Genomic DNA, 23195 nt, shown 5'->3' with positions numbered 1-23195 from the left:
TCATGGACCTGTCGTTCAGTGCCGAGGAACGCGCCTTCCAGGACGAGGTGCGTGGCTTCATCGCTAAAAATCTCACGGAGGAAATGAAGCGCGCCACGGCGCTGACGCCATCGGTGTTCTCCGATCCCGGTATCGGCATGGCCTGGCAGCGCGCGCTGCACAAGCAGGGCTGGGGTGCACCGGGCTGGCCGGTCGAATATGGCGGCCCGGACTGGACGCCGGCACAGCGCTGGATTTTTGAGACCGAGTCCGCGCGTGCGGGTGTGCCGAATGTCAACGTGATGGGCGTGAAGATGGTCGGGCCCGTCATCATCGGCTTCGGCTCGCCCGAGCAGAGGAATTTTTATCTGCCGCGCATTCTCTCCGGCGAGGATTATTGGTGCCAAGGCTATTCCGAGCCGGGCTCCGGCTCCGATCTGTCCTCGCTGAAGACGCGCGCGGTGCGCGACGGCAACGACTACATCATCAACGGCACAAAAATCTGGACCACGCATGCGCACCACGCCAACCGCATGTTCGCGCTGGTGCGCACCAGCGACGGGCCGCGGCAGCAGGACGGCATCAGCTTCATCCTGATCGACATGACAACGCCGGGGATCACGACGCGGCCCATCCTCACCATTGGCGGCGACCATGAGGTCAACCAGGTCTTCTTCGACGACGTGCGCGTACCCGTCACCAACCGCGTCGGCGACGAAGGCAAGGGCTGGACTTACGGCAAATATCTGCTCGAGTTCGAGCGCGGCTCCGGCATTGCGTCGGCCAAGCTGCGCGAAGGGCTGCGCGCCATCACTGAGCTGGCGGAGTCCGATCTCACGGGACGCGCGATCGACAGTCCTGACATCGCGTCCCGCATCTCGGAGGTCGAGGTCGACATCGACGCGCTGGAGATGACGGAGCTGCGCGTCCTCTCGGCGCTGCAGACCGGACAGAATCCCGGCGCGGTATCGTCCATCCTGAAGCTGCGCAACAGCGAGATCCGGCAAGCCGTGACGCGGCTCGGCGTCGACGTGATCGGCCACGATGCGCTCGCCGTCGAGCCGATGCGCCCGCTCTACAAGCTCAACCACGAGCCGGCGCTGCCGGAAGACATGCTGACGATGGTGCCGGAATATCTCAACGGCCGGGCCTACACGATCTTCGGCGGCACGTCGGAGATCCAGCGTGACATCATCGCGAAGATGATGTTGGGGATTTAGCCCACGTCAGTGCTTCATTGTTGGCCGTCGTCCCGGACAAGCGCAGCGAGGCGGAGCGCCGATCCGGGACGACAGCGGAGAGTGCGGCGGCAGCCTGCGCAGCCATTCCGACGCTGTGCCTAGGCGCCCGCCCTCGCGTCCTTGATCGCCTTCCAGATCTTCTGCGGGGTCAGCGGTGTATTCAGCTGGGTGATGCCGAGTTCGGCCAGCGCGTCCATCACGCCGTTCGTGACACAAGGCGGGCCGCCGATGGCGCCGGACTCGCCGCAGCCCTTGGCGCCGAGCGGATTGGTGCGGCAGGGCGCGGAATCGTCGAGCGTCACCACGATCGGCGGGACGTCATCGGCGCGCGGGATGCAATAGTCCTGATAGCTTGCGGTCAGGAGCTGGCCGTCGGCATCATAGGAGACACCCTCATACAGCGCCTGACCGATGCCCTGCGCGACGCCGCCATGGATCTGACCGGTCACCAGCATCGGGTTCACGGCCACACCGACGTCGTCGACGGTCGTGTAGCGCACGACCTTGGACACGCCGGTCTCCGGGTCGATCTCGACCTCGCAGATATGCGTGCCGTTGGGCCAGCTGGGACCATCGACCTCGCCTTCGGAATCGACGCTGAGTTTTGCGCCACTCTCCTTCTCGGCGATGTCGAACAGGCTGATGCGGCGATCGGTGCCGACCACGGTGAGCATGCCGCCTTGGTACTCGATATCCTCAACCGAGGTCTCCAGCACGTTCGCCGCCCTCTCGCGCGCCTTCTGGATCAGATCGTTGGAGGAGACCGCCACGGCGGTGCCGCCGACGAACAGCGAGCGCGAGCCGACGCTGCCAAAACCCATCGCGAGATCTGTATCGCCCTGGACGACGTCGATCTTGTCCATGGGGATACCGAGCGTGTCGGAGATCATCTGGGTGTAGGTGGTCTGCAGCCCCTGCCCCATCGCCATGGTGCCGGAATGCAGCACGACCCGACCTTGCGAGGTCGCATGCAGGCTGACCTTCTCGGTATGGGCGCGGCCGCCGGTCCATTCGATGTAGGAGGTGAGACCGCGGCCGTAGAGCAGGCCCTTCTTCTTCGCGGCCTTCTTGCGTGCGGCAAAGCCGTCCCAGTCGGCGAGTTTGACCGCGCGATCGAGCATGTGGGCGAAGGCGCCGGAATCGTACACCTGACCGGCGGCGTTGGTATAGGGCAGCTGCGCCGGCTTGATGTAGTTCGCTTTGCGGATCGCGCGCGGATCCATGCCGATTTTTCGCGCGGCAGCGTCGAACAGGCGCTCGACGATAAAGACGGCTTCCGGACGACCGGCACCACGATAGGCACCGACCGGTGCTGTGTGCGTCATCACCGACTTGACCTCAAAATGCACCAGCGGCAGGTCGTAGACGCCGGTCTGCACGAACGGCCCGAGCACAAGCGGGATGATATTGGCCGCACCCGAGGAGTACGCGCCGGTGCAGCCGATCGAGGTGACGCGATAGGCCAGCACCTTGCCCTTGTCGTCCAGCGCGAAGGACGCCGTCGAGGTGAGGTCGCGGCCATGGGTGCCACCGACGAATTCGTCGGTGCGGTCGCCGCGCCAGCGGATCTTCCTGTTCAGCTTGGTCGCGGCAAAGGCGACGATGCCGTCTTCCGGATAGAGATTGGTCTTCTGGCCAAAACCGCCGCCGATGTCGCCGACCAGCACGCGGACGCTGTCCTTGGGACGCTTCAGCACGGCTTCGGCCAGTACGTCGCGGGTGGAAGCCGGCGTCTGCGACTGCACGTGCAGGAGGAGACGGCCGGTGGTCTTGTCGATCTCGGCAATGGTCGAGCGGGGCTCCATCGCTGAGGGTACGAGGCGCTGGCTGACGAGATCGAGCTCGACCGTGTGCGCGGCCTTGGCGAAGGCCTCGTCCACCTTGGCGGCGTCGCCATAGCTCATCGCGCCGACGATGTTGTCGGGCGCCTCAGGCCACACCACGGGCGCGCCGGATTTCGCGGCTTCGACGGGATCGACCACGGCGGGCAGCACGTCGTATTCGACCACGATCGATTCGGCCGCGCTCTGTGCCTCCGCACGCGACGAAGCCACCACCGCCGCCACCGCCTCGCCGGTATAGCGCGCGACCTCATGGGCGAGCAGCCGCCGCGGCGGCACCGTCATCGGCTTGCCGTCGGGACGCTTGAAGATGCTCAGGGTCGGGATGGTGCCGACGTCGTCCTTGATCAGGTCGGCGCCGGTGTAGATCGCGGTGACGCCAGCCATCGACGCCGCGGCGCTGGTGTCGATCGAGACGATCCTGGCGTGGGCATGCGGCGAGCGCAGCACGTGCAACCACAGCGCGCCGTCCTCCGGCTTGTCGTCGATGAATTGCCCCTTCCCGGTGAGCAGCCGCTGGTCTTCCAAACGCTTGACGGGCTGCCCCGCTCCGAAACGCAAATTGCCGGGAAGAATGTTCATTCCGCAGGGTCCTCAGGGTCTCTTGAAATTCGGGCTGCCTTTTAGCGGATCGAGCGATGCGAGACCAGCCGCGGTTTTAGGCGGTATATCCACGTTTTCGTCATGCCGCCGCGTCTGCGATTCGGCAGGGATGGGCAAAGGCGCATTTGCGCCGTGCCCAGCATCGGTCGACGGACGCGATCAGATGGTGGGCACGCTACGCCTTGCCCACCCTACAGCACCGATCGTGTCGGGAATGACGGATCGCTAATCAAGCTCTCGCAATGCCGCTTCCACGATCTTGCGCGCGTCGGCTGTCAGAGGGGCCTGCGGCGGGATGGGATCGCCGACGTCATAGCCCTGGATCGCGAGTCCGGTCTTGATGCAGGCGGCGAGGCTGAAGCGCGCGAAGGCCTCGTTGATGCGCCACAGCCTGCGCTGGAGCGCCATGGCCTCGTCCCAGCGGCCGGCCTGGCAGAGATCGTAGAGCGCAACGCTCTGGCGCGGGATGATGCAGGCCGGTCCCGCCATCCAGCCGAGGCCGCCGATCAGCATCACCGCGGCCGGGATGTGGGCGGAGGCCGAGAACACGCGCAAGCGATCGCCGCAGCGGTTCATGATCGAGAGCAGCCGCCCGGTGTTGGTCGAGGCATCCTTGATGTAGCCGATGCGGGGATGCTCGGCGAGATGCGCGATGGTGTCGAGGCTCAGGTCCGAGCGCTGGAATTGCGGATTGGTGTAGATGACGACCGGAATGTCCACGGCATCCGCGATGCTGCGGAAATAAGACTCGATTTGGGCATCCGCGAGCGGAAAGTAGGCTTCAAGGATCGCCAGAATGCCGTTGGCACCAAGCCTCTCGTAAGCCTGCGCCTGTGCCACTGCATCGGCCGTCGAGGTGGACGCGACGCCTGCAACCACAGGCACGCGGCCCTGCGCAGCGTCGATCGTGGTCTGCACCACCGCCATGCGCTGCGCGGCGTTGAGATAGGCAAACTCGCCGGTCGAGCCGAGCGGTGTCAGACCGTGCACGCCGGCGCCGATCAAATCGTCACAGAGCTTTGCGAGCACATCCGTTCGCACCGTGCCGTCCGTGCCGACGGGCGAGACCAGATAGGGAAAGACACCGCGAAAGTCGGTCATGTCGGGAATAAAGTCCAGGAGCTGAGTCCTGTCTGGCAGGCGCGCGATCCATCGCCTGCTACCATGGGGTCCTGTTGCCAGCAAGCGACCTGCTTTCGAAGAGCGTATCTGTGGTTTTGGGAATGGTCCTGCAACGTTGGCGGGTTTCGTTGTGGTGCGTCGGCCTCCTTGCCGCCGCGCTGAGTCCCGGCATGGCTCAGGCCGGTGAATGCCCTCGCCGCAATCGGAGATCGCGACCGATCGTCCTGACGTGACCAATTCCAGCCTGGTCGTGCCTGATGGCAGCATCCAGATCGAGACCGGCCTCAACGCCTCCGGCCAGAGCGCCGGCAAAGGCTTTGACGGCAGCAACAGCCGTCTCCGCTTCGGCGTCGCGCCCTGCCTCGAAGTGCTGGTTGATGTGCCGAGCTATGTCGGCCGGCTAACCGGCACGGTCGACACCGGTTTCACCAATGTCACCCCCGGCCTGAAATGGCAGGTCAGCGGACTGCCTGAGCCCGCAAACCTCTCGGTGGTGTTCGGCGTCGGCCTGCCGACCGACACGCCGGGGATCACCGGCACAGGCTTTCAGCCCTATCTGCAATTCCCCTGGTCGTACGAGCTCGCCGGCGGCTGGGGCATCAGCGGCATGTTCACGAGCTTCTTCCGCCCATCGGATCTCGCCAATCATCAGACCAGCGAGGCGACCTTCGTGATCGAACGGAAGATCAGCGAAAAGCTGGCGCTGTTCGCGGAATATGTCAGCGACACACCGTCACGCGGCGCGAGCACGGCGCTGCTCAATGTCGGCGGCGGCTATCTCTTGAGCCGGACCGAGCAGATCGATTTCCACCTGGCCTTCGGCCTCAACCGGAATTCGCCGGATTACATCATCGGCGTCGGCTATTCCTACCGCTGGGACAACGTCATCGGCACGGCGGCGCGACCGATGCTTCGGCATTGACGGGAATGAACCGTTCCGGCCTCGCGCGGCTGGCTCGCTCCTGGAGTAGCGGCATCGGCGCAAGGTTCGAATTGCTACACGTTCCCGTGAGCGGCCCCCGATCATGTGTTCATCAGTTGCGGCCTGGGGAGGACTGGCCACCCGGCCAGTTTCGCAATGGCCCGTTACATCCCAGATTGTGGAGAGCTTACAGGAGCCTTCCATGACCGATTTCACTCCTCTCGCCTTACTGTCGTCCGCGCTCGCGGATGTCGTGGCGCGCATCGCGCCGTCCGTCGTCTCCGTGCATTCGCATCGCGCCCGCTCAACCGGCTTCGTCTGGAAGCCCGGCCTGATCGTGACCGCCGACGAGGCACTGGCCGATGAGGGCGACGTCCGGATCGTGCTCGCCGACGGCAGCACGACTGTTGCCAACATCGTCGGCCGCGACCACACCACCGATATCGCGCTGCTGCGCGCCGACACCAACATCGCGCCGGTCAAGCTGGCCGCAACGGTCCCTCGCCTCGGCGCGCTGTCGGTCGTGGTCGCCACCAGTCGCGATGCGCCGAACGCGGCGCTCGGGATGGTGTCGGTCTCAGGCAAGAGCTGGCGCTCCTTGCGCGGCGGCGAGATCGATGCGCGGATCGAGCTCGATGTTCGCCTGCGGCCGAACCAGGAGGGCGGCCTTGCCCTCGATGCCTCGGGCGAGGCTTTCGGCATGACCGTCTTGGGTCCGCGGCGGGTGCTGGTGATCCCGACGGCCACGATCGAACGTGTCGCCGCACAGCTCGAGACGCGCGGCCGCATCGCGCGCGGGTATCTCGGGCTCGGACTGCAGCCGCTGCGGCTCGACGACGGCGTCGGCGCGATGGTGATGAATGTCGACAAGGCTGGTCCGGCGGCCACAGCCGGCATCCGCCAGGGCGACGTGATCGTGGCAGTCAATGACCAGAAGCTCTCCGGCGTGCGCGCGCTCTTGCGAACATTGGGACCTGCGAGCGTCGGCCAGGTGGTCGATGTCGCGGTCCGCCGCGGCGGCGAGCCGGCGAGCTTCAAGGTCACGATCGGCGAGAGGCCGGAGGCGTGAGCGAGGACAACGCACCCGAGATCGTGCTGTCCCTGCAGATCGACGATCCTGCGCTGGCCGACCGCCTCGCGACGCTGCTCGGCAGTGTAGCGGGGCTTCGTCTTGCCGCCCCCGGCGAGACCGCCGCAGCGAGCGTCGTCGCGCGCGATCCGCGCGTCATACCGGAAGACATCGCGCTGACGCCGCGCGAGCTCGACGTGCTGGCATTGATGGCGGAAGGCGCCTCCAACAAGATGATCGCGCGGCAGCTCAACATCTCCGTGCACACCGTGAAATTCCACGTCGGTTCGCTGCTCGACAAGCTGGATGCCACCGGCCGCACCGATGCCGTCGCGCATGCGGCGCGGCGTGGCGTGATCGAGCTATAGCGCGATCGGGAAGCTGAGCTGGACCGTCAGGCCCGGCGCGTTGTCATGCAGCGCGATCTCGGCGCCGTGGAGGCGCGACACCGCCGCGACCAGGCTCAGGCCCAGGCCGTTGCCGGGCGTATAGCGGCTCTGCTCGAGCCGGTAGAAGCGTTTGAACACGTGATCGTGCTGATCGGCGGCAATGCCCGGACCATCATCGGCGACGGCAATCGTCGCGACGTCCCCGGTGTTGCGGCAGGTCACCATGACCTTACCGCCCGGGCGGCCATGCTTGATCGCGTTGTCGACCAGGTTGGCGATGGCATCGAACAACAGGTCGCGATCGCCGGTCACGGCAATCTCACGGTCACCGCCGAGACTGAGGCGCGTCGCGACCTGCTCGGCGGCGGCGTCGTAGAGCTCGACGACCTCGCCGGCGATCTCGGCAAGATTGAGCGCGCGAAATGCGCGCCTGCGGGCGCGGGTCTCGATCTCCGAGATCCGCGTGATCGAGGCGAACATGCCGAGCACGGCATCGAGGTCGGCGATGGTGTCGCCGATCAGCGCGGCATCGGCTTCGCCCTCGCGCGGAGCGTGATAGGCCTTTTCCAGCCTGCCGCGCATCCGCGTCAGCGGCGTGCGCAGATCGTGAGCGACGTTGTCGCTGACCTGCTTGACCTCGCCCATCAGCGTCTCGATGCGATCGAGCATCTGGTTGAGATTTTCGGCCACACGGTCCCATTCGTCGTTGCTGCCGCGCAGGGGAATGCGGCGGTCGAGGCCGGACAGCATGATGGCACGGCTGGTGGCGTTGATCTCCTCGATTCGTCCGACTGTGCGCCGCGTCACCAGCACGGCGGCGAGGCCTGCCAGCACCACGAGCAGCACGGCAACCGCGATCATTGCGAGCTCGAGCATCGCGACAAAGCCGCTGTGGTCGCCGATATCGCCGACCCGGCTCCGCACATAGGCGAGCGTACCGAAATAGACATACGCCATGATCGCCGCGACGATCAGGCCGAAGATCGCGATCGCGATCAGCGCCAGGCGGAAGGTCGAGGACCGAAGCGTGTCAGCCAGGAGCACGGAGGCAATATCCGATGCCGCGGATGGTGTGGATCAATGGATAAGCCTGGGCATCATCGACCTTGCGTCGGACCCGTCCGACATAGACGTCGATGATGTTGGTGGAGGGGTCGAAATGCAGGTCCCACACGTGCTGGAGCAGCATCGCGCGGGACACGACGCGGCCCTCGTTGCGCGCGAGATATTCGAGCAGCTGGAACTCGCGCGGCAGCAGCGGAATCTTCCGGCCGCGGCGGCTGGCGTTACGCGCGATCAGATCGACCGCGAGATCGCCGACGCGCAAAATGGTTTCCTTGGCGATGGTCTCGCTGCGGCGACCGAGCGCCTCGAGCCGCGCGAGCAGCTCGACGAAGGAGAACGGTTTGACGAGATAATCGTCGCCGCCTGCGCGCAGTCCGCGCACGCGGTCGTCGACCTCGCCGAGGGCGGAGATGATCAGGAAGGGCGCGGCAACGCCATCGTCACGCATTTGCCGCATCACGGTGATGCCGTCGATGTCGGGCAGCATGCGGTCGATCGTGATCACCGCGTAGTCGCGCGCGACGCCGTGACTGAGCGCTTCTCGCCCCGTTGCGGCGAGATCGACATCGTAGCCGGAGGTCGTCAGTTCCCCGACGAGCTGGCCTGCGGTTTCTGGATCGTCCTCGACGACCAGGATGCGACGGTGGCCTCCGCTCATGACAAACTCCGCGCGACGATCGCCACCAGACTATCCCGTTCCGGGGCTGAGCGGAACACCCGGTGGCGATCGCGACAATGGTGCGGTACGGCAATGCTAGTACCAATTGTCCCCGCACACATTGACCCATTGCCACCCTGAGGGCGTCAAGCTCCTGCGCCAGCAGCCATCGTCATAATAGTTGGAGTAGTAGTAAGGCGCGCCGAACACGGCGAAACGACGGAAATGGTGATGATGGAAGAAGAAGGCGTGACGGCCGATGAAGGGTCGGCCGTGCCAGCCGGCCCCGGCGAAACGCGGCCCGATCGCCGCATGCGCGAAGCGCGCGCCGCCGAAGGACGGTCCAGCAAAGCCTGGTCCACCCATATGGGCGAAGTGCGCACCGCCGCCCATGCCGCCGACATGCATTCCGCCGAAGCCTCCTGCGTGCATGCCGCCACCGAAGCCACCGCCGTGCATCCCGCCGCCGAAGCCGCCTCCGCCACGTCCGCCGCCGCCGAAGCCACCACCCCCATGGCCGCCGCCGCCACCTCCGCCGCGGGCGAGTACCGGTGAAGCCAGCGCCATCGTTGCGGCGATCGTCACCGCAGTGAGGCGTTTGAGAAGCCTGTTGTCCATCGAAGCATCCTCCGTGCTGCGCGGCGACACCGGTGCCGCGCGAGGAGGATCAGTTGAGAGGAAGGGACAAGCACCTTCAACTTACAAACGCGCCAGATTCTGACGCGAAAGTTAGGGAGGCCTCGCGCTGTCTCCTCGTCATTGCGAGGAGCGCTTGCGACAAAGCAATCCAGACTGTTTCCGCGGAGGGACTCTGGATTGCTTCGCTATACTCGCAATGACGACATGGATAGAACTCGCCCTATGTCGGGCAGCTCACCTCCTACACGCGCTTGCCGCCGTTCTTCTCCGCAGCCCTACGCATTGCCTCGGCGAGGGCGCCGCCGCCGCCGGAAGACCCTGCTGACGTGGCGCCGACGAGGTCATGCGGGCGGGATTACGTGCGCCGTTGTCGCGCTGCATGCCGGGGGCGTCCTTCTTGGCGCCGACTTCGTCGTCGAGCCGCAAGGTCAGCGAGATGCGCTTGCGGGCGACCTCGAAGTCCAGCACCTTCACCTTGACGATGTCACCGGGCTTCACCACCTCGCGCGGATCCTTGATGAAGGTCTTTGACATCGCCGAGATGTGCACGAGACCGTCCTGGTGCACGCCGATGTCGACGAAGGCACCGAAGGCGGCGACGTTGGTGACGGTACCCTCGAGGATCATGCCCTTCTGGAGATGCTTGATCTCCTCGACGCCTTCCTTGAACACCGCTGCCTTGAACGCCGGACGCGGGTCGCGCCCGGGCTTTTCCAGTTCGCGCAGAATGTCGGTAACGGTCGGCAGACCGAAGGTCTCGTCGACGAAATCCTTCGGCTTCAGCGTGCGCACGATCTCGCTGCTGCCGATCAGCGCCTTGATGTCGCTCTTGGTGGCCGCGAGGATCCGGCGCACCACCGGATAGGCTTCCGGATGTACGCCGGAGGCATCGAGCGGATCCTCGCCGCCGAGGATGCGCAGGAAGCCGGCGCATTGCTCGAACGCCTTCGGGCCGAGCCGCGGCACTTCCTTCAGCGCCTTGCGTGACTTGAACGGCCCGTTGGCGTCACGGTGCGCCACGATGCTCTGCGCCAGGCCGGAGCCCACGCCCGACACGCGGGCGAGCAACGGCGCCGAAGCGGTGTTGACGTCGACGCCAACCGCGTTCACGCAGTCTTCGACCACGGCATCGAGCGACTTTGCAAGCTTGGCCTGGCCGAGATCGTGCTGATACTGGCCGACGCCGATCGCCTTGGGCTCGATCTTGACGAGCTCGGCGAGCGGATCCTGGAGGCGGCGGGCGATCGAGACCGCACCGCGCAGGGTGACGTCGAGATCAGGCAATTCCTCCGAGGCGAAAGCGGAGGCCGAATAGACCGACGCGCCGGCTTCCGACACCACGATCTTGCTCATCTTCAGCTCGGCGAGGCCCTTGACGAGATCGCCCGCGAGCTTGTCGGTTTCGCGCGAGGCGGTGCCGTTGCCGATCGCGATCAGTTCGACGCGGTGCTTGATCGCAAGCTTGCCGAGGATCGCGAGCGACTCGTTCCACTGCCGCTGCGGCTCGTGCGGATAGATCACGGCGGTATCGACCACCTTGCCGGTCGCATCGGTCACGGCGACCTTGACGCCGGTGCGGTAACCGGGATCGAGCCCCATGGTGGTGCGGGTGCCGGCCGGCGCGGCCAGCAGGAGGTCGCGCAGGTTCGAGGCGAACACGCGCACGGCTTCGGTCTCGGCCGCATTCCACAACCGCATGCGCAGGTCGATATTGAGATGCACCTGGATCTTGGTGCGCCAGGCCCAGCGCACGGTGTCGATCAGCCAGCGGTCGCCGGCGCGCTTGAGATCGGCGATGCCGAACCGCTTCATGATCTTCAGCTCATAGGCTCCGGGCACGCCGGCGGGCGGCACTTCCGCCTCGGCCTGGATCTGGAGATCGAGGATCTCCTCCTTCTCGCCGCGGAACATCGCGAGGATGCGGTGCGAGGGCAGTTTGGTCAACGGCTCGGAGAAATCGAAGTAGTCGGCAAATTTCTCGCCCTCGGTCTTCTTGCCGTCGCGCACCTTGGAGGCCATGCGCGCGTTGGTCCACATCTCCTCGCGCAACACGCCGATCAAGTCGGCGTCTTCGTCAAAACGTTCGACCAGGATGGCGCGGGCGCCGTCGAGTGCGGCCGCAACATCCGCGACGCCCTTCTCGGCGTTGATGAAGCCCTCTGCGACGACCTTGGGATCGTTGCCGGGTTCAGCCATCAGCTGATTGGCGAGCGGCTCGAGGCCGGCCTCTCTGGCGATCTCGGCCTTGGTGCGACGCTTCGGCTTGAACGGCAGATAGATGTCTTCCAGGCGCGCCTTGCTGTCGGCGGCGAGAATAGAGGCCTCCAGCGCGGAATCGAGCTTGCCCTGCTCGCGGACTGATTCGAGGATCGCCTTGCGGCGGTCTTCGAGCTCGCGCAGATAGCCCAGCCGCTCCTCCAGGGTGCGCAATTGCGCGTCGTCGAGCGCACCGGTCGCTTCCTTGCGGTAGCGCGCGATGAAGGGAACCGTCGCGCCGCCGTCGAGCAACGCCACCGTCGCCTCGACCTGCTCCGCCCGGACCCCAAGCTCCTGCGCAATTTTCTGGTTGATATTTGCCACGCGAGAATCCCTTTATATCCAAGCACGCGACGCAAACCGAAATCCGGCCGCGGGACGCCGCTTATGGACCAACCGAGGTTGATTCATCAAGGTGCGGCGCGCAACCGTCGACAGAGGATTTTTTGTTGAACCGATGCGATCTCGCCACAATCGTGGGGATGTCGCGGGGTCTGCGGACGCGCTCTCCTGTCCCGGATGCGCTGCGTCCGGGGGACGAGAACGGACTATAGCGCACGCTGTTTCCACAATGACGGAGTGGACGACGCAGGATCCTGTTGCCGCTTGACAGCTACCCCACTTCCGCGGCTGGTTGACCCTGCCGGACCACCGAACTTCCCACGAGGACTATCCATGCGGACAACATCGGTCGGCGTCTTCAAGGTCGCCACCAAGGGCCCCGGCGACGTTTCCGGCCTCATGAGTCTGATCGGCTCGGGCGCGATCGATCCGGCCTCCATCCTGGCGATCCTCGGCAAGACCGAAGGCAATGGCGGCGTCAATGATTTCACCCGGGAATATGCCGTCGCTGCCCTGTGCGGGGCGCTGGCACCGAAGCTTGATCTGACGCCGCACGAAGTCGAGCAGCGCATTGCGTTTGTGATGTCCGGCGGCACCGAGGGCGTGCTCAGCCCGCACATCACGGTGTTCACGCGCCAGCAGGTTGCGGAGTGGTCGGCGGGCGTCTCCGGCAAACGCCTGAGCATCGGCATGGCGCAGACACGCGATTTTCTGCCTGAAGAGCTTGGGCGCTCGGCACAGATCACCGAGACCGCCAAGGCAGTGACGGCCGCGATGGCCGATGCCGGCATCGCTGACGCCGCCGACGTCCATTTCGTCCAGATCAAATGCCCGCTGCTCACCAGCGAACGTGTCGAGGCGGCAGCCGCGCGCGGCAACAAGACGGCGACGATCAGCGCCTACAGCTCCATGGCCCATTCGCGCGGCGCCTCCGCACTCGGTGTTGCGGTTGCGCTCGGCGAGGTCCCATCCGACATAAGCGATGACGTTGTACTGCGGCGCTACGATCTGTTCTCGAAGGTTGCTTCAACCTCGTCGGGGATCGAGCTGATGCACAACGTCGTCATCGTGCTAGGTAACTCGGCCTCATCAGCAAGCGAGTTCGAAATCGGGCATGCGGTGATGAATGATGCCATCGATGCAGCGGCGGTGATGTCCGCCTTGAAGAGCGCTGGGCTTGGCACGGCGCTGCAGCCGGGCCGCGAGCTCGTCAATATCTTCGCCAAGGCCGAGGCCTCGCCTGATGGCACCGTGCGCGGCTTCCGCCACACCATGCTGGAAGACACCGACATCAGCTCGACACGCCATGCCCGCGCAGCCGTCGGCGGCCTGATCGCCGGCCTTACCGGCACCAGCGCCGTCTACGTCTCCGGCGGCGCGGAGCATCAGGGGCCTGGCGGCGGCGGACCGGTCGCGGCGATCGCCAGGCTCAAGGAATGATGCCGCGACCTCTCCGTCCGGCGCAACCCTGCCCTTCGTGCCGGCTCAGTTGATCCGGGCGGCACCTTGCGAAAAAGCTGGCGCCCGCACCTTGAGGATTTGACTTCATGACTTTGCCGATGACCTGGAATGAATGGGCGCAGCACGATGGCGTGGGCCTGGCGGCGCGCGTCCGCAAGGGCGAGCTGACGGCGAAGGAACTGGCACGTCAGGCAGCGGCGGCCGTCGCCAAAGTCAATCCGACGCTGTCGGGCGTGGTCGAGCTGTTCGATGACGTGATCGCCGATCCCGCCAAGGATGGCGCCAATCTCGCCGGTCCGTTCGCCGGGCTGCCCTTCCTGATGAAGGACCTGGGGCCGACCATGAAGGGCCGGCTGCAGGAGATGGGATCGCTGCTGATGCGCGGCAATCGCGCCGCGGCCGACACGTTCCTGACCGGCAAATTCCGCCACGCCGGCCTCAACCTGATCGGACGCACGACGACGCCGGAATTCGGCGTGTGCAGCTCGGCCGATAATCCCGCCGTCTATGTCACCCGCAATCCCTGGAATACCGACTACACCACCTGCGGCTCGTCGGCGGGCAGCGCCGCGATGGTGGCGGCCGGCGTGGTGCCGATCGCGCACGCCACCGACGGCGGCGGCTCGATCCGCATTCCCGCCGGCGTCAACGGCAATATCGGGCTGAAGGTGTCGCGCGGCGTGTTCTCGCTCGCGCCGCACATGTCTGATCTCACGGGCCTGGTCTCAATCCAGGGCTGCCAGTCGCGCACGGTGCGCGACACCGCGGCTTTCGTCGACCATGCCCGCGGGCCCGCACCCGGCGAGTTCATGCCGTTCTGGACCACTGCGCAGCCCTACAGCGAGATGATCAAGCGCGACCCGTCAAAGCTGCGCATCGCGCTGTCGCACACCTGGGGCGATTACACCGCGACGCGCGAGATCGTAGCCGAACTGGAGAAAACCGGCCGCTTCCTCGAGGGCCTCGGCCATCACGTCGACTACGCGCTGCCCGAGCTCGATTTCCGTGCCGCCTTCGCGGCGCAGACCACCTGCTACATCTCGAACTTTTCCGTGGTGATCTCCAACATGCTCGCCGCGCGCGGGCTGGAGCGCCCGCCAGAGGATCTGATCGAGCCGATGAACATCCGGATCTGGGAAGCCGGGCTTCACACCAGCTTCGCCGATCGGGCGAAAATGCAGACCGTCTTCAACACCACGTCGCGCGGCTTCGGCAGCTTCTTCGAGCAGTGGGACGTGGTCCTGACGCCGATCACGGCGCTGCCGACGCCGAAGGTCGGCACCAAGGAATATCTCACCATGTCGGACAATCCGGACGTGCTCGACTGGTTCGGCAATCTCTGGCGCTTCTTCGCGTTCACGCCGCTCGCCAATCTCTGCGGCATGCCGGCGATCTCGATGCCGATGGCAGCCCAAGAGCACGGCCTGCCGCTCGGCATCCAGGCGATTGCAAAGCAGGCCAATGACGGCCTGCTGCTGCAGCTCGCCGCCCAGATCGAACGCGCGCTCGACGGCAAGTGGAACGGCGGCAACACGGCAAAGGTCCACGTGGCGAAGGGATGAAGTAATATTACGCTGATCCATCGGAGGACACGACTTGGACCCATTCCAGATTCTGGAGAGCCTCAACAAGACCGAGGGTCTTCCGACCGAAGCGATTCAAGCGGCGCGGGCCGACAAAGACTCGGTCATTCCCGTCTTTTTGCGTGCCTTCGAAGAAGTCGAATCGCTTGGTCAACCGGATTACAAGGCAGCGTTGTTCTTCGCGTTCCACCTCCTTGGCGAATGGCGCGTGAATCCTGCCTACCCGGTGCTTGCAAGATTCTTGCGCAGGCCCCCCGACCTCGTGGATTCTGTCTTGGGCGGTGCAATCACCGAGACGACTCACCGCGTGATGGCGTCCGTGTTCGATGGCAACATGCAGCCATTGTGCGAGATCATCCATGATGAAAATGCTGATGAGTTCGTTCGTTCACGCATGATCGAGGCGATCGCACTATTGACCTTGCGCGGAGACGTTTCGCGCGCCTGGTCCGAACAATTCTTGCGCGAGTGCTACGACCGGATTCGGCCGCAAGACTATTGTTATGTCTGGTCCGGTTGGCAGCAATCGATTGCCTGGCTTGGACTCTCCAGTCTGAAGCCGTTGGTTGAACGCGCCTTTGCACAAGGATTCATCGAGAAATCGTGGCTTTCATACGCGGATTTCGAAGGAGATCTGCAATACACGCTCGACAATCCCGATGCTCCGCCTCTCCGCGCCGAAAATGATCTGACCTTATTCGACGATACGATTTTGGAACTGTCCACGTGGGCCTCCTTCAATCCGGAGCCACCCACAAAGAAACCAACGCCGGTCTCATTCTATCATCCCGAACGCAATCCGTTTCGCAAGGTCGGCCGCAACGATCCCTGCCCCTGTGGCAGTGGAAAGAAATTCAAGAAATGCTGCCTTAACGCGAGTCCCGCCGGCTGACTTCCGGCCTCAATTCTTCACGTCCGGAATCGTTTCCTCCGGCTGCTGCTGTCCGAGCTTGAGCATCGCAAGCGCCTTGTCGAGCGCTTCGCGCAAGGCCAGCGCCGCGGCCGGGCTGCAGCGCAGATGGGCGGTCTGGACCACGTCGACTCTGACGGCGGCACCGATCGGCATCAAAAGGTTCGCAGCGAGCTCGATCTGGATCGCACCGTTGTGATGACCGAAGCAGGAGGCGCCGTCGAAATAGATGATCGGCGCCCGCTCCGAGCTCGAGCTGGAAATGGTGACAGGCCCCGGGCTGGTGGCGGGTGTTTCAGGATCGGCCATGGGCACTCCTTGGGCTAGTCGACGGGCGAAGCGCCCACCATCGTTGCTTCGGCCGGCTCTGTCGAGGCCAAACCGGCCGTCGTGCGGCGGTGCATGCGGGTTTTGCGCGGCGCCCGGCAGTGGTCTAGAACATCACCATGTCCACCACACCGATCACGCTTCCCTTCGAGGAGCTCGCCGAAGACATCAAGGGCCGCCGCTCCGATTACGGCCATATCAGCGGACTCCAGCTCGACGGGTTTGCACCGGGCGAAGCCTGGTCAAGCCTCCCCTACCGGCCCGTCTTCGTCGGCGATACCGAGACCGGCGTGCTGCATGGCGGCGTCGTCACCGCGATGCTGGACGAGAGCTGCGGCATGGCGGTGCAGCTCGCGCTCGACGGCACCAGCGCGATCGCGACGCTCGACTTGCGCATCGACTACCAGAAGCCAGCCACGCCCGGCCTCGACATCAAGGCGCACTCAGTCTGCTACCGCACCACCCGCTCGATCGCCTTCGTGCGCTCCACGGCTTACCAGGAGTCCGAGGAGGATCCGGTGGCGACGGCCACCGCCTGCTTCATGATCGGCGCCAACCGCACCAACATGCTTGCAGATCGCAGGATGGACTCGCGCAGCATTCCGACGCTGGAGGCGCCGGAGAATCCGGATGGGCCGTTCGCAAACAGCCCGTTCGCGCGCTGCCTCGGTATTCTCGTGAATGATGACGGCACGCTGACGATGCCGTTCTCACCGAAAATCATCGGCAACCCGATCCTCCCCGCGATCCATGGCGGCATGACCGGCGCCTTCCTTGAGACCACCGCGATCCTCGGGGTGCGGCGCGAGCTCGGGATCGCGACGCTGCCGAAGCCGATCGGGCTGACCGTCAACTATCTCCGCTCCGGCCGCGCGCTGGACACCATTGCCAATGTCTCGATCGTGAAACAGGGCCGGCGTATCGTCGCCTTCGAGGCGCGGGCCTGGCAGGACGATCCGGACAAGCCGATCGCCTCCGCCTTCGGTCATTTCATGCTGCGTCCGACGCCCGGAAGCGACGAGGAATAGGCGTATTTTACTTGACGGAACAGGCTCCGGACTCAACCATAGCGCATTCCTGCGAGGGGTATTCGGTTGCGGCATCCGATCGACATCATCGCCATGTTTGCCGCCATCTGGCTGTTGGCGTCGATGGTGCTCGACGCGCTGACACCGAAAGAGCTGACGGCGGTCATGATCGCCATCGCGATCGGGCCCGCCGTGGTCATCACCGCCGTGTTCTACTATCTGCGCTGCCCGCGCACGGATTTCGCGGTGATGTTCGCAGCGCTCTGGCTGATCTCGGACATTGCGATCGCCTTCATCTCGCCGAAGGAGTTGCCGCATTTCCTGATCGTGCTCGGCTTCATCCCGGCGGCGCTGATCGGCATCGTGCTGCACTGGCAGCGCTTCCAGCGCCGCCATGAGCGGTTGCCCGTGCCGTCGGCGAAGCGCGGCTAGCGCGGCAGCAGATTCGTCTTTGCGAGATCCACGACCTCGTCGCCGCGGCCGTTCATCACCGCGCGCAGCACCCACAAGCTGAACCCCTTGACCTGCTCCGCCGTGATGGTCGGGGCATCGACAGCTCCTGCTTGGCGGTGACGACATCGAGCACCGCCGGGCCGTCGTGGGCCAGCATCTCCTTCATCGCGCCGGGGAGTTCGCCGGGGTCCTCGACGCGCTTGGCGAAGATGCCCATCGCACGTGCCATCGCCGCGAAGTCCGGATTTTCCAGATCGACATTGGTGTCGACGAAGCCCGCCGCCTTCATCTCCAGTGCGACGAAGCCGAGCACCCCGTTGTTGAAGATGACGATCTTCACCGGCAGCTTCATCTGCGTCAGTGTGATCAGATCGCCCATCAGCATGGTGAAGCCGCCGTCGCCCGAGAGCGAGATCACCTGGCGGCCGGGCTGCGCGGCCTGCGCGCCGATCGCCTGCGGCATGGCGTTGGCCATCGAGCCGTGCACGAAGGAGCCGATCAGGCGGCGGCGGCCGTTCATGTTGAGATAGCGCGCAGCCCACACAGTGGGCGTGCCGACATCGGCGGTGAAGACGGCATTGTCACTCGCGTGGTCGCTGATGACTTTTGCCAGATATTGCGGATGGATCGGCTTGCTGCCCGGCGTGCCCTTGGCAAGCGAGTCGAGGCCCTCACGCGCCTTCTTGTAGTGCGCAACGGCGGCGTCGAGATGCTTGCGCTGCGTCTTGGTCTTGAGCAGCGGCAGCAGCGCCTCGATGGTCAGCTTGACATCGCCGACGAGGCCGAGATCGATCCTGCACCGCCGTCCCAGATTGTCCGGACGAATGTCGATCTGCGCGACCTTGGCATCGTCAGGGAAGAACTGTTTGTAGGGAAAATCCGTGCCGAGCATCACCAGCGCATCGCAGGCGTGCATGGCGGCATAACCCGAGGAGAAACCGATGAAACCGGTCATGCCGACATCGTAGGGATTATCGTACTCGACATGCTCCTTGCCGCCGAGTGCATGCACGATCGGACTCTTGAGCGCTTCGGCGAGTTGCATCAGCGGTGCATGCGCGCCGGCGCAGCCGCGGCCGCAGAACAGCGTGATGCGCTCGGCGCCGTTGAGGAGATCGGCGAGCGCCTTCAGCTCGTCGGCTTGCGGCACGACCTTGGCGGGGACAACGCAAGCCCGCGGGTCGTCGACAACGCGCGCTTCGGCGGCGCGCGGAAGGCGACATCGCCGGGCATGGCGACGACCGCGACGCCGCGCAGCCCCACCGCCGCGCGGATCGCATTCTCCAGCACGAAAGGAAGCTGGCTCGGATCCGAGATCAGCTCGCAATAATGACTGCATTCGCGAAACAGGTTTTGCGGGTGCGTCTCCTGAAAATAGCCGCCGCCGATCTCGGCCGACGGGATCTGCGCCGCGATCGCCAGCACGGGACGCGGCTGCGATGTGCGTCGAACAGGCCGTTGATCAGATGCAGATTGCCCGGCCCGCAGGAACCCGCGCACACCGCAAGGCTGCCCGTCATCTCGGCTTCGCCGGCGGCCGCGAACGCCGCGACCTCCTCATGGCGGACGTGCACCCATGCGATGGTGTCGCGGCGGCGCAGCGCCTCGGTGAGACCGTTCAGGCTGTCGCCGACAATGCCATAGATGCGCTTGACGCCGGCCTGTTCGAGCGTTGCCACGAACAGATCGGCTATGTTGTTGATCGCCATGTCGGTCTCCTGATCTCACCGGTAGCAGCAAGATAGGACAACGCACGACCGTGACGACATCACGGCTTGTTTATTGCGGTTTCAGTCTTTCACAATCGCCCGATCATAGGCGTCGATCGTCGCTTTCGCACGCGCGGCGACGTCGGCCGCCGACATGCCGGGCTTGTAGAGGCTGGAGCCGAGCCCGAACGCCGTGACGCCGCCCTTGATATACTCCGCAAAGTTCTGGTCGGAGACGCCGCCGACGGCGGCAATCATCGCACCGGCGGGCAACACGGCGCGGATCGCGGCGATGCCGGATGCGCCGAGCACACTCGCCGGAAAGAATTTCAGGCCGGACGCGCCGGAACGCGCGGCAAGCAGTGCCTCGGTCGGCGAGAAGACGCCCGGCAGCGTGATCATGGCGTACTGATGCGCACGCGCGAGCACCTGCGTATCCACATTCGGCGAGACCATCAGCGTGCCGCCGACGTCGTTGAGACGATCGACATCCGCCGTGCTCAGCACCGTGCCAGCACCGATCAGCACGCCGGCCGGTGCGAGCTTCACCGCGAGCCCAATGGAACGGAACGGATCCGGCGAATTCAGCGGGATTTCGATCGCGGTCATGCCGGCCTCGATCAGCACGCCGACAATGGCCTCGGTCTCCTCGGGCTTGACGCCGCGCAGGATCGCGACCAGGGGCCGTTTCATCGGCGGAAAGGGAACGCTCATCTCAAGAGTCCTTTTACTTCGTCCAGATCGCCACAGCCGCCATCGAGAGGCCGCGGCGCACCGCTTCATCGGCATCGATCAGGTTCACGTCGACCTTCAGCGCATCGAACGCCTGCCGGTAGAGTATCGCCAGCCGTCCCGACGCGATCAGCGTGACGCCGGCTTTCGGCATAGGGCCTGAGAGACCCGCGGCGAGCTCGACACCGATCAACGTGCCCGACAGCGTCTCGCGCGCCGCGGCCGGCGTGCCGCCGAACAGCAGCTGACGCGACCGCGCGCCGAACAGGAGGTTTGCGGCGAAGGCCGGCGCCTCGTAGGCGGCTTTCGCCGCCGCCTTGAAGCTCGCGATATCCTCGGCATCATCGGCGCCGGCCACCGCGAGCGACAAGATCGTCTCGCGCGATACGGCGCTGAAGAGCTCACCGGTCATGAACGTCGAAAAATGCGCGACCGCGCCGTCCTTCACCCGCACCCATTTCGAATGGGTGCCGGGCATGCAGACCAGCGCCTCGCCCGCGGCTTCCAGGCCGAGTGCGCCGAGCAATTGCGTCTCCTCGCCGCGCATCACGTCCGGCGCTCTTGTATCGCGCTGCGCGATGCCCGGCAGGATGCGGATGTCGCGCGCTTCGCCCGGCACACGCGCGGCCTGCTTCAGCACAGCGGAGAGCGGCGCCGGCGTGTCGACATAGCCGGCCTCGACCCAGCCGGTGCGCGCGCCGGCCATGCCGCAGACCAGCACGGGCAGATGATCCGGCGCGGCAACCGCGGCCAGATGCGATTGCAGCACGCCGGGAAATCCGGCCTTGGCGGCCGCCATCATGCCTTCGTCGCTGCGGCGTTCGGCCAGCACGTGGCCGGTGCGATCGACCAGCCACAGACGAAAGCTGCTGGTACCCCAGTCCACCGCGACAAAAGCGGGTTCGGTCATTTCGAATCGTATCCTCAAGTCTCAACGCCAAGACGCCGTCTCGCGACAATGAGACGGACGCTCCGCAAATCTGCCCCGGGATATCGGCTATTGCGGCCCCAAACCAGCCTTTTCTCGCAGGTCTGGGCCACGGCCCGCGCTGGCACACCGCTTGCTGAAGCTGTTCTCGTTTACGTCCCGGAACGCGCAGCAAGACGCGTCAACATCAGATGAGGAAACCCATGGAGATCGGCTATTTCACGATGCCTTCGCACCCGCCGGAGTGCGGCCTGAAGGAAGGACAGGACTGGGACCTGCAGGTCATGCGCTGGCTCGACGAGCTCGGCTATCAGGAGGCCTGGGTCGGCGAGCACCACACCGCGCCGTGGGAACCCAATCCCACGCCGGACCTTCTGATCGCGCAGGCGCTGATGCAGACCAAGAATATCCGCATCGGACCGGGCGGCTTCCTGCTGCCCTATCACCACCCGGCCGAGCTCGCCAACCGCGTCGCGATGCTGGACCATCTCTCTGAGGGCCGGCTCAATTTCGGCGTTGCGGCCTCCGGCCTGCCGAGCGACTGGGCGATGTTCAACGTCGACGGCATGAGCGGGCAGAACCGCGACATGACCCGGGAGGCGCTGGAGATCATCCTGAAGCTGTGGTCCGACCCCGCGCCCTTCACCTACAAGGGCAAGTTCTGGACGGTGACCAAGCCGGACACGATGTTCGATTTCCTCAAGCCCCACATCAAGCCGTTGCAGGCGCCGCATCCGCCGATCGGCGTTGCCGGGCTCTCGAAGAACTCGGACACGCTCAAGCTCGCGGGCGAGCGCGGCTTCATCCCGATGAGCCTCAACCTCAATCCGGCCTATGTCGGCAGCCATTGGGACTCGGTCGAGATCGGCGCCGCCAAGACCGGGCGCAAGCCGAACCGCGCGGACTGGCGGCTGGTGCGCGAGGTGTTCGTCGCCGACACTGACGAGGAGGCGTGGAAGCTCTCGACCGGCGACATGATGGGCCGGATGATGAGCGAATACTTCCTGCCGCTGCTCGGCCATTTCGGCTTCAAGGACTATCTGAAGCATGCGCCCGACGTGCCCGACAGCGACGTCACCGTCGAATATTGCGCCAAGCGGAACTGGATCGTCGGCTCGCCCGCAACCGTCGCCGAGAAGATCGAGAATATCTACGACGAGGTCGGCGGCTTCGGCGTGCTCTTGGTGTTCGGCTTCGACTACAAGCACAAGGCGGAGGCTTGGCACCACTCGCTCTCGCTGCTCAAGAACGAGGTGATGCCGCGCCTGAAGCATCTCGGCTCCGCGAAGAAGGCGGCTTGACCGAATGCGGGTGCGGCGCGAACCTGCCGCACCCGCTATTCAATTCGGAGATGTCCGCGTGACCGTCGACGCCAATCCTTTCGACGCCAAGGATTTCAAGCAGGCGATGCGCCAATGCGCCGGCGCCGTTGCGCTCGTCACTGTTGGCGCCGAGCACGGCAAGCGCACGGGATTGACGGTGACATCGGCATGCTCGCTGTCGGACAGTCCGCCATCGCTGATCGTCTGCGTCAACCGCAACGCCAGCGCGCATGCGCGCATCCGCGAGGAAGGTGCGTTCGCCATCAATTTCCTGCACGAGGATCACGCGCTGCTCGCCCTCACCTTCAGCGGCCAGAAGGGCGTCAATGGTGACGACCGCTTTGCCTTTGGACAGTGGACGCGCGGCGCCACGGGCGCGCCGGTGCTGACCGATGCGGTGGCCGCGTTCGACTGCGTGCTGACGCAGGAATTCGAGGCCAGGACGCATTCGATCTTCGTCGGCGAGGTGCGCGGCGCGACGCACTCGGACGGCGCCTCGCCGCTCGTCTATCTGCGCAGCAGCTTCCACACCCTCACGAAATCCGCGGCACCGTTTCAGTCGGCGACCTCGATTCTGCGGCATCTGAGCTGGAGCGATTTCTCGTAGGAGCGGCGA

Annotated in this window: 18 protein-coding genes and 3 pseudogenes; 11 read left to right on the top strand and 10 right to left on the bottom strand. The window is 65.2% G+C overall.

Annotated features, from left to right (window positions below; translation table 11 throughout):
• Positions 1-2 precede the first annotated feature (2 nt).
• The gene (locus ACTGJ9_RS11380) at positions 3-1199 is read left to right on the top strand and encodes an acyl-CoA dehydrogenase family protein (protein ID WP_456677136.1); all 1197 of its coding nucleotides are present in this window, start codon (positions 3-5) and stop codon (positions 1197-1199) included.
• Between the two features lie 119 nt (positions 1200-1318).
• On the opposite strand, the gene ACTGJ9_RS11375 is transcribed toward ACTGJ9_RS11380, so the two are convergent.
• Together ACTGJ9_RS11375 and ACTGJ9_RS11370 are read right to left on the bottom strand one after the other, a co-directional pair.
• Positions 1319-3643, bottom strand: coding sequence for a xanthine dehydrogenase family protein molybdopterin-binding subunit (locus tag ACTGJ9_RS11375; protein ID WP_456677135.1), 2325 nt, complete (start codon positions 3641-3643; stop codon positions 1319-1321).
• A 246-nt stretch (positions 3644-3889) separates the two neighbouring features.
• On the bottom strand, positions 3890-4765 hold the full coding sequence (locus ACTGJ9_RS11370) for a dihydrodipicolinate synthase family protein (protein ID WP_456677134.1): 876 nt from the start codon (positions 4763-4765) through the stop codon (positions 3890-3892).
• 208 nt (positions 4766-4973) lie between these two features.
• Between ACTGJ9_RS11370 and ACTGJ9_RS11365 the strand changes: the two genes are divergently transcribed.
• The 3 genes from ACTGJ9_RS11365 to ACTGJ9_RS11355 all read left to right on the top strand — a co-directional run bounded on the left by ACTGJ9_RS11365 (position 4974) and on the right by ACTGJ9_RS11355 (position 7145).
• On the top strand, positions 4974-5708 hold the full coding sequence (locus ACTGJ9_RS11365; protein ID WP_456677133.1) for a transporter: 735 nt from the start codon (positions 4974-4976) through the stop codon (positions 5706-5708).
• Between the two features lie 202 nt (positions 5709-5910).
• Positions 5911-6777, top strand: coding sequence for a S1C family serine protease (locus tag ACTGJ9_RS11360; protein ID WP_456677132.1), 867 nt, complete (start codon positions 5911-5913; stop codon positions 6775-6777).
• Positions 6774-7145 (top strand): response regulator transcription factor, encoded by a 372-nt coding sequence (locus tag ACTGJ9_RS11355; protein ID WP_456677131.1) that lies wholly within the window; start codon positions 6774-6776, stop codon positions 7143-7145. Before ACTGJ9_RS11360 ends, ACTGJ9_RS11355 begins: the two co-directional genes overlap by 4 nt.
• On the opposite strand, the gene ACTGJ9_RS11350 is transcribed toward ACTGJ9_RS11355, so the two are convergent.
• From ACTGJ9_RS11350 to ACTGJ9_RS11335, 4 genes and pseudogenes are all read right to left on the bottom strand, one after another.
• Entirely contained in the window at positions 7140-8210 is a 1071-nt protein-coding gene (locus ACTGJ9_RS11350; protein ID WP_456677130.1) for a sensor histidine kinase, read from the bottom strand. The genes ACTGJ9_RS11355 and ACTGJ9_RS11350 overlap by 6 nt on opposite strands.
• Entirely contained in the window at positions 8197-8889 is a 693-nt protein-coding gene (locus ACTGJ9_RS11345) for a response regulator transcription factor (protein ID WP_456677129.1), read from the bottom strand. The genes ACTGJ9_RS11350 and ACTGJ9_RS11345 overlap by 14 nt, the downstream gene beginning before the upstream one ends.
• Before the next feature lie 96 nt (positions 8890-8985).
• Positions 8986-9507, bottom strand: a complete 522-nt coding sequence (locus ACTGJ9_RS11340; protein ID WP_456677128.1) for a hypothetical protein — start codon at positions 9505-9507, stop codon at positions 8986-8988.
• Positions 9508-9769: 262 nt separating this feature from the next.
• Positions 9770-12108 (bottom strand): annotated as a pseudogene (locus tag ACTGJ9_RS11335) (Tex family protein).
• Positions 12109-12459: 351 nt separating this feature from the next.
• Between ACTGJ9_RS11335 and atzD the strand changes: the two are divergent.
• The 3 genes from atzD to ACTGJ9_RS11320 all read left to right on the top strand — a co-directional run bounded on the left by atzD (position 12460) and on the right by ACTGJ9_RS11320 (position 16062).
• Positions 12460-13566 carry a cyanuric acid amidohydrolase gene (gene atzD / locus ACTGJ9_RS11330; protein ID WP_456677127.1) on the top strand — a complete coding sequence of 369 codons (1107 nt, stop codon included), beginning with the start codon at positions 12460-12462 and terminating at the stop codon, positions 13564-13566.
• A 107-nt stretch (positions 13567-13673) separates the two neighbouring features.
• Positions 13674-15149: an amidase gene (locus tag ACTGJ9_RS11325; RefSeq protein WP_456677126.1), complete on the top strand. Its 1476-nt coding sequence runs from the start codon at positions 13674-13676 to the stop codon at positions 15147-15149.
• 34 nt (positions 15150-15183) lie between these two features.
• The gene (locus ACTGJ9_RS11320; protein ID WP_456677125.1) at positions 15184-16062 is read left to right on the top strand and encodes a DUF1186 domain-containing protein; all 879 of its coding nucleotides are present in this window, start codon (positions 15184-15186) and stop codon (positions 16060-16062) included.
• A gap of 9 nt (positions 16063-16071) precedes the next feature.
• On the opposite strand, the gene ACTGJ9_RS11315 is transcribed toward ACTGJ9_RS11320, so the two are convergent.
• Positions 16072-16389, bottom strand: coding sequence for a hypothetical protein (locus tag ACTGJ9_RS11315; protein WP_456677124.1), 318 nt, complete (start codon positions 16387-16389; stop codon positions 16072-16074).
• Positions 16390-16526: 137 nt separating this feature from the next.
• Between ACTGJ9_RS11315 and ACTGJ9_RS11310 the strand changes: the two genes are divergently transcribed.
• Positions 16527-17435, top strand: a complete 909-nt coding sequence (locus tag ACTGJ9_RS11310) for a PaaI family thioesterase (protein ID WP_456677123.1) — start codon at positions 16527-16529, stop codon at positions 17433-17435.
• Positions 17436-17501: 66 nt separating this feature from the next.
• Entirely contained in the window at positions 17502-17867 is a 366-nt protein-coding gene (locus ACTGJ9_RS11305) for a hypothetical protein (RefSeq protein ID WP_456677122.1), read from the top strand.
• Here the strand turns inward: ACTGJ9_RS11305 and poxB are convergent.
• The 3 genes and pseudogenes from poxB to ACTGJ9_RS11290 all read right to left on the bottom strand — a co-directional run bounded on the left by poxB (position 17864) and on the right by ACTGJ9_RS11290 (position 21239).
• Positions 17864-19597 (bottom strand): annotated as a pseudogene (gene poxB, locus ACTGJ9_RS11300) (ubiquinone-dependent pyruvate dehydrogenase). The gene ACTGJ9_RS11305 and the pseudogene poxB sit on opposite strands and share 4 nt — an antisense overlap.
• Positions 19598-19678: 81 nt before the next feature.
• On the bottom strand, positions 19679-20311 hold the full coding sequence (locus ACTGJ9_RS11295; RefSeq protein ID WP_456677121.1) for a 2-dehydro-3-deoxy-6-phosphogalactonate aldolase: 633 nt from the start codon (positions 20309-20311) through the stop codon (positions 19679-19681).
• A gap of 13 nt (positions 20312-20324) precedes the next feature.
• Positions 20325-21239: a 2-dehydro-3-deoxygalactonokinase gene (locus ACTGJ9_RS11290; RefSeq protein WP_456677120.1), complete on the bottom strand. Its 915-nt coding sequence runs from the start codon at positions 21237-21239 to the stop codon at positions 20325-20327.
• Between the two features lie 221 nt (positions 21240-21460).
• Here ACTGJ9_RS11290 and ACTGJ9_RS11285 point away from each other — a divergent pair, with 221 nt between their 5' ends.
• Complete coding sequence (locus ACTGJ9_RS11285; protein WP_456678499.1) at positions 21461-22558, top strand: LLM class flavin-dependent oxidoreductase; 1098 nt, start codon at positions 21461-21463, stop codon at positions 22556-22558.
• Between the two features lie 58 nt (positions 22559-22616).
• Positions 22617-23186: pseudogene (locus ACTGJ9_RS11280) on the top strand (flavin reductase family protein).
• Positions 23187-23195: the final 9 nt, after the last annotated feature.

The organism is Bradyrhizobium sp. RDM12, from assembly GCF_051917485.1.
Taxonomy (GTDB): domain Bacteria; phylum Pseudomonadota; class Alphaproteobacteria; order Rhizobiales; family Xanthobacteraceae; genus Bradyrhizobium.
Note: the sequence above shows the minus strand (reverse complement) of the source record. Positions and strands in the feature narration are given on the sequence as shown.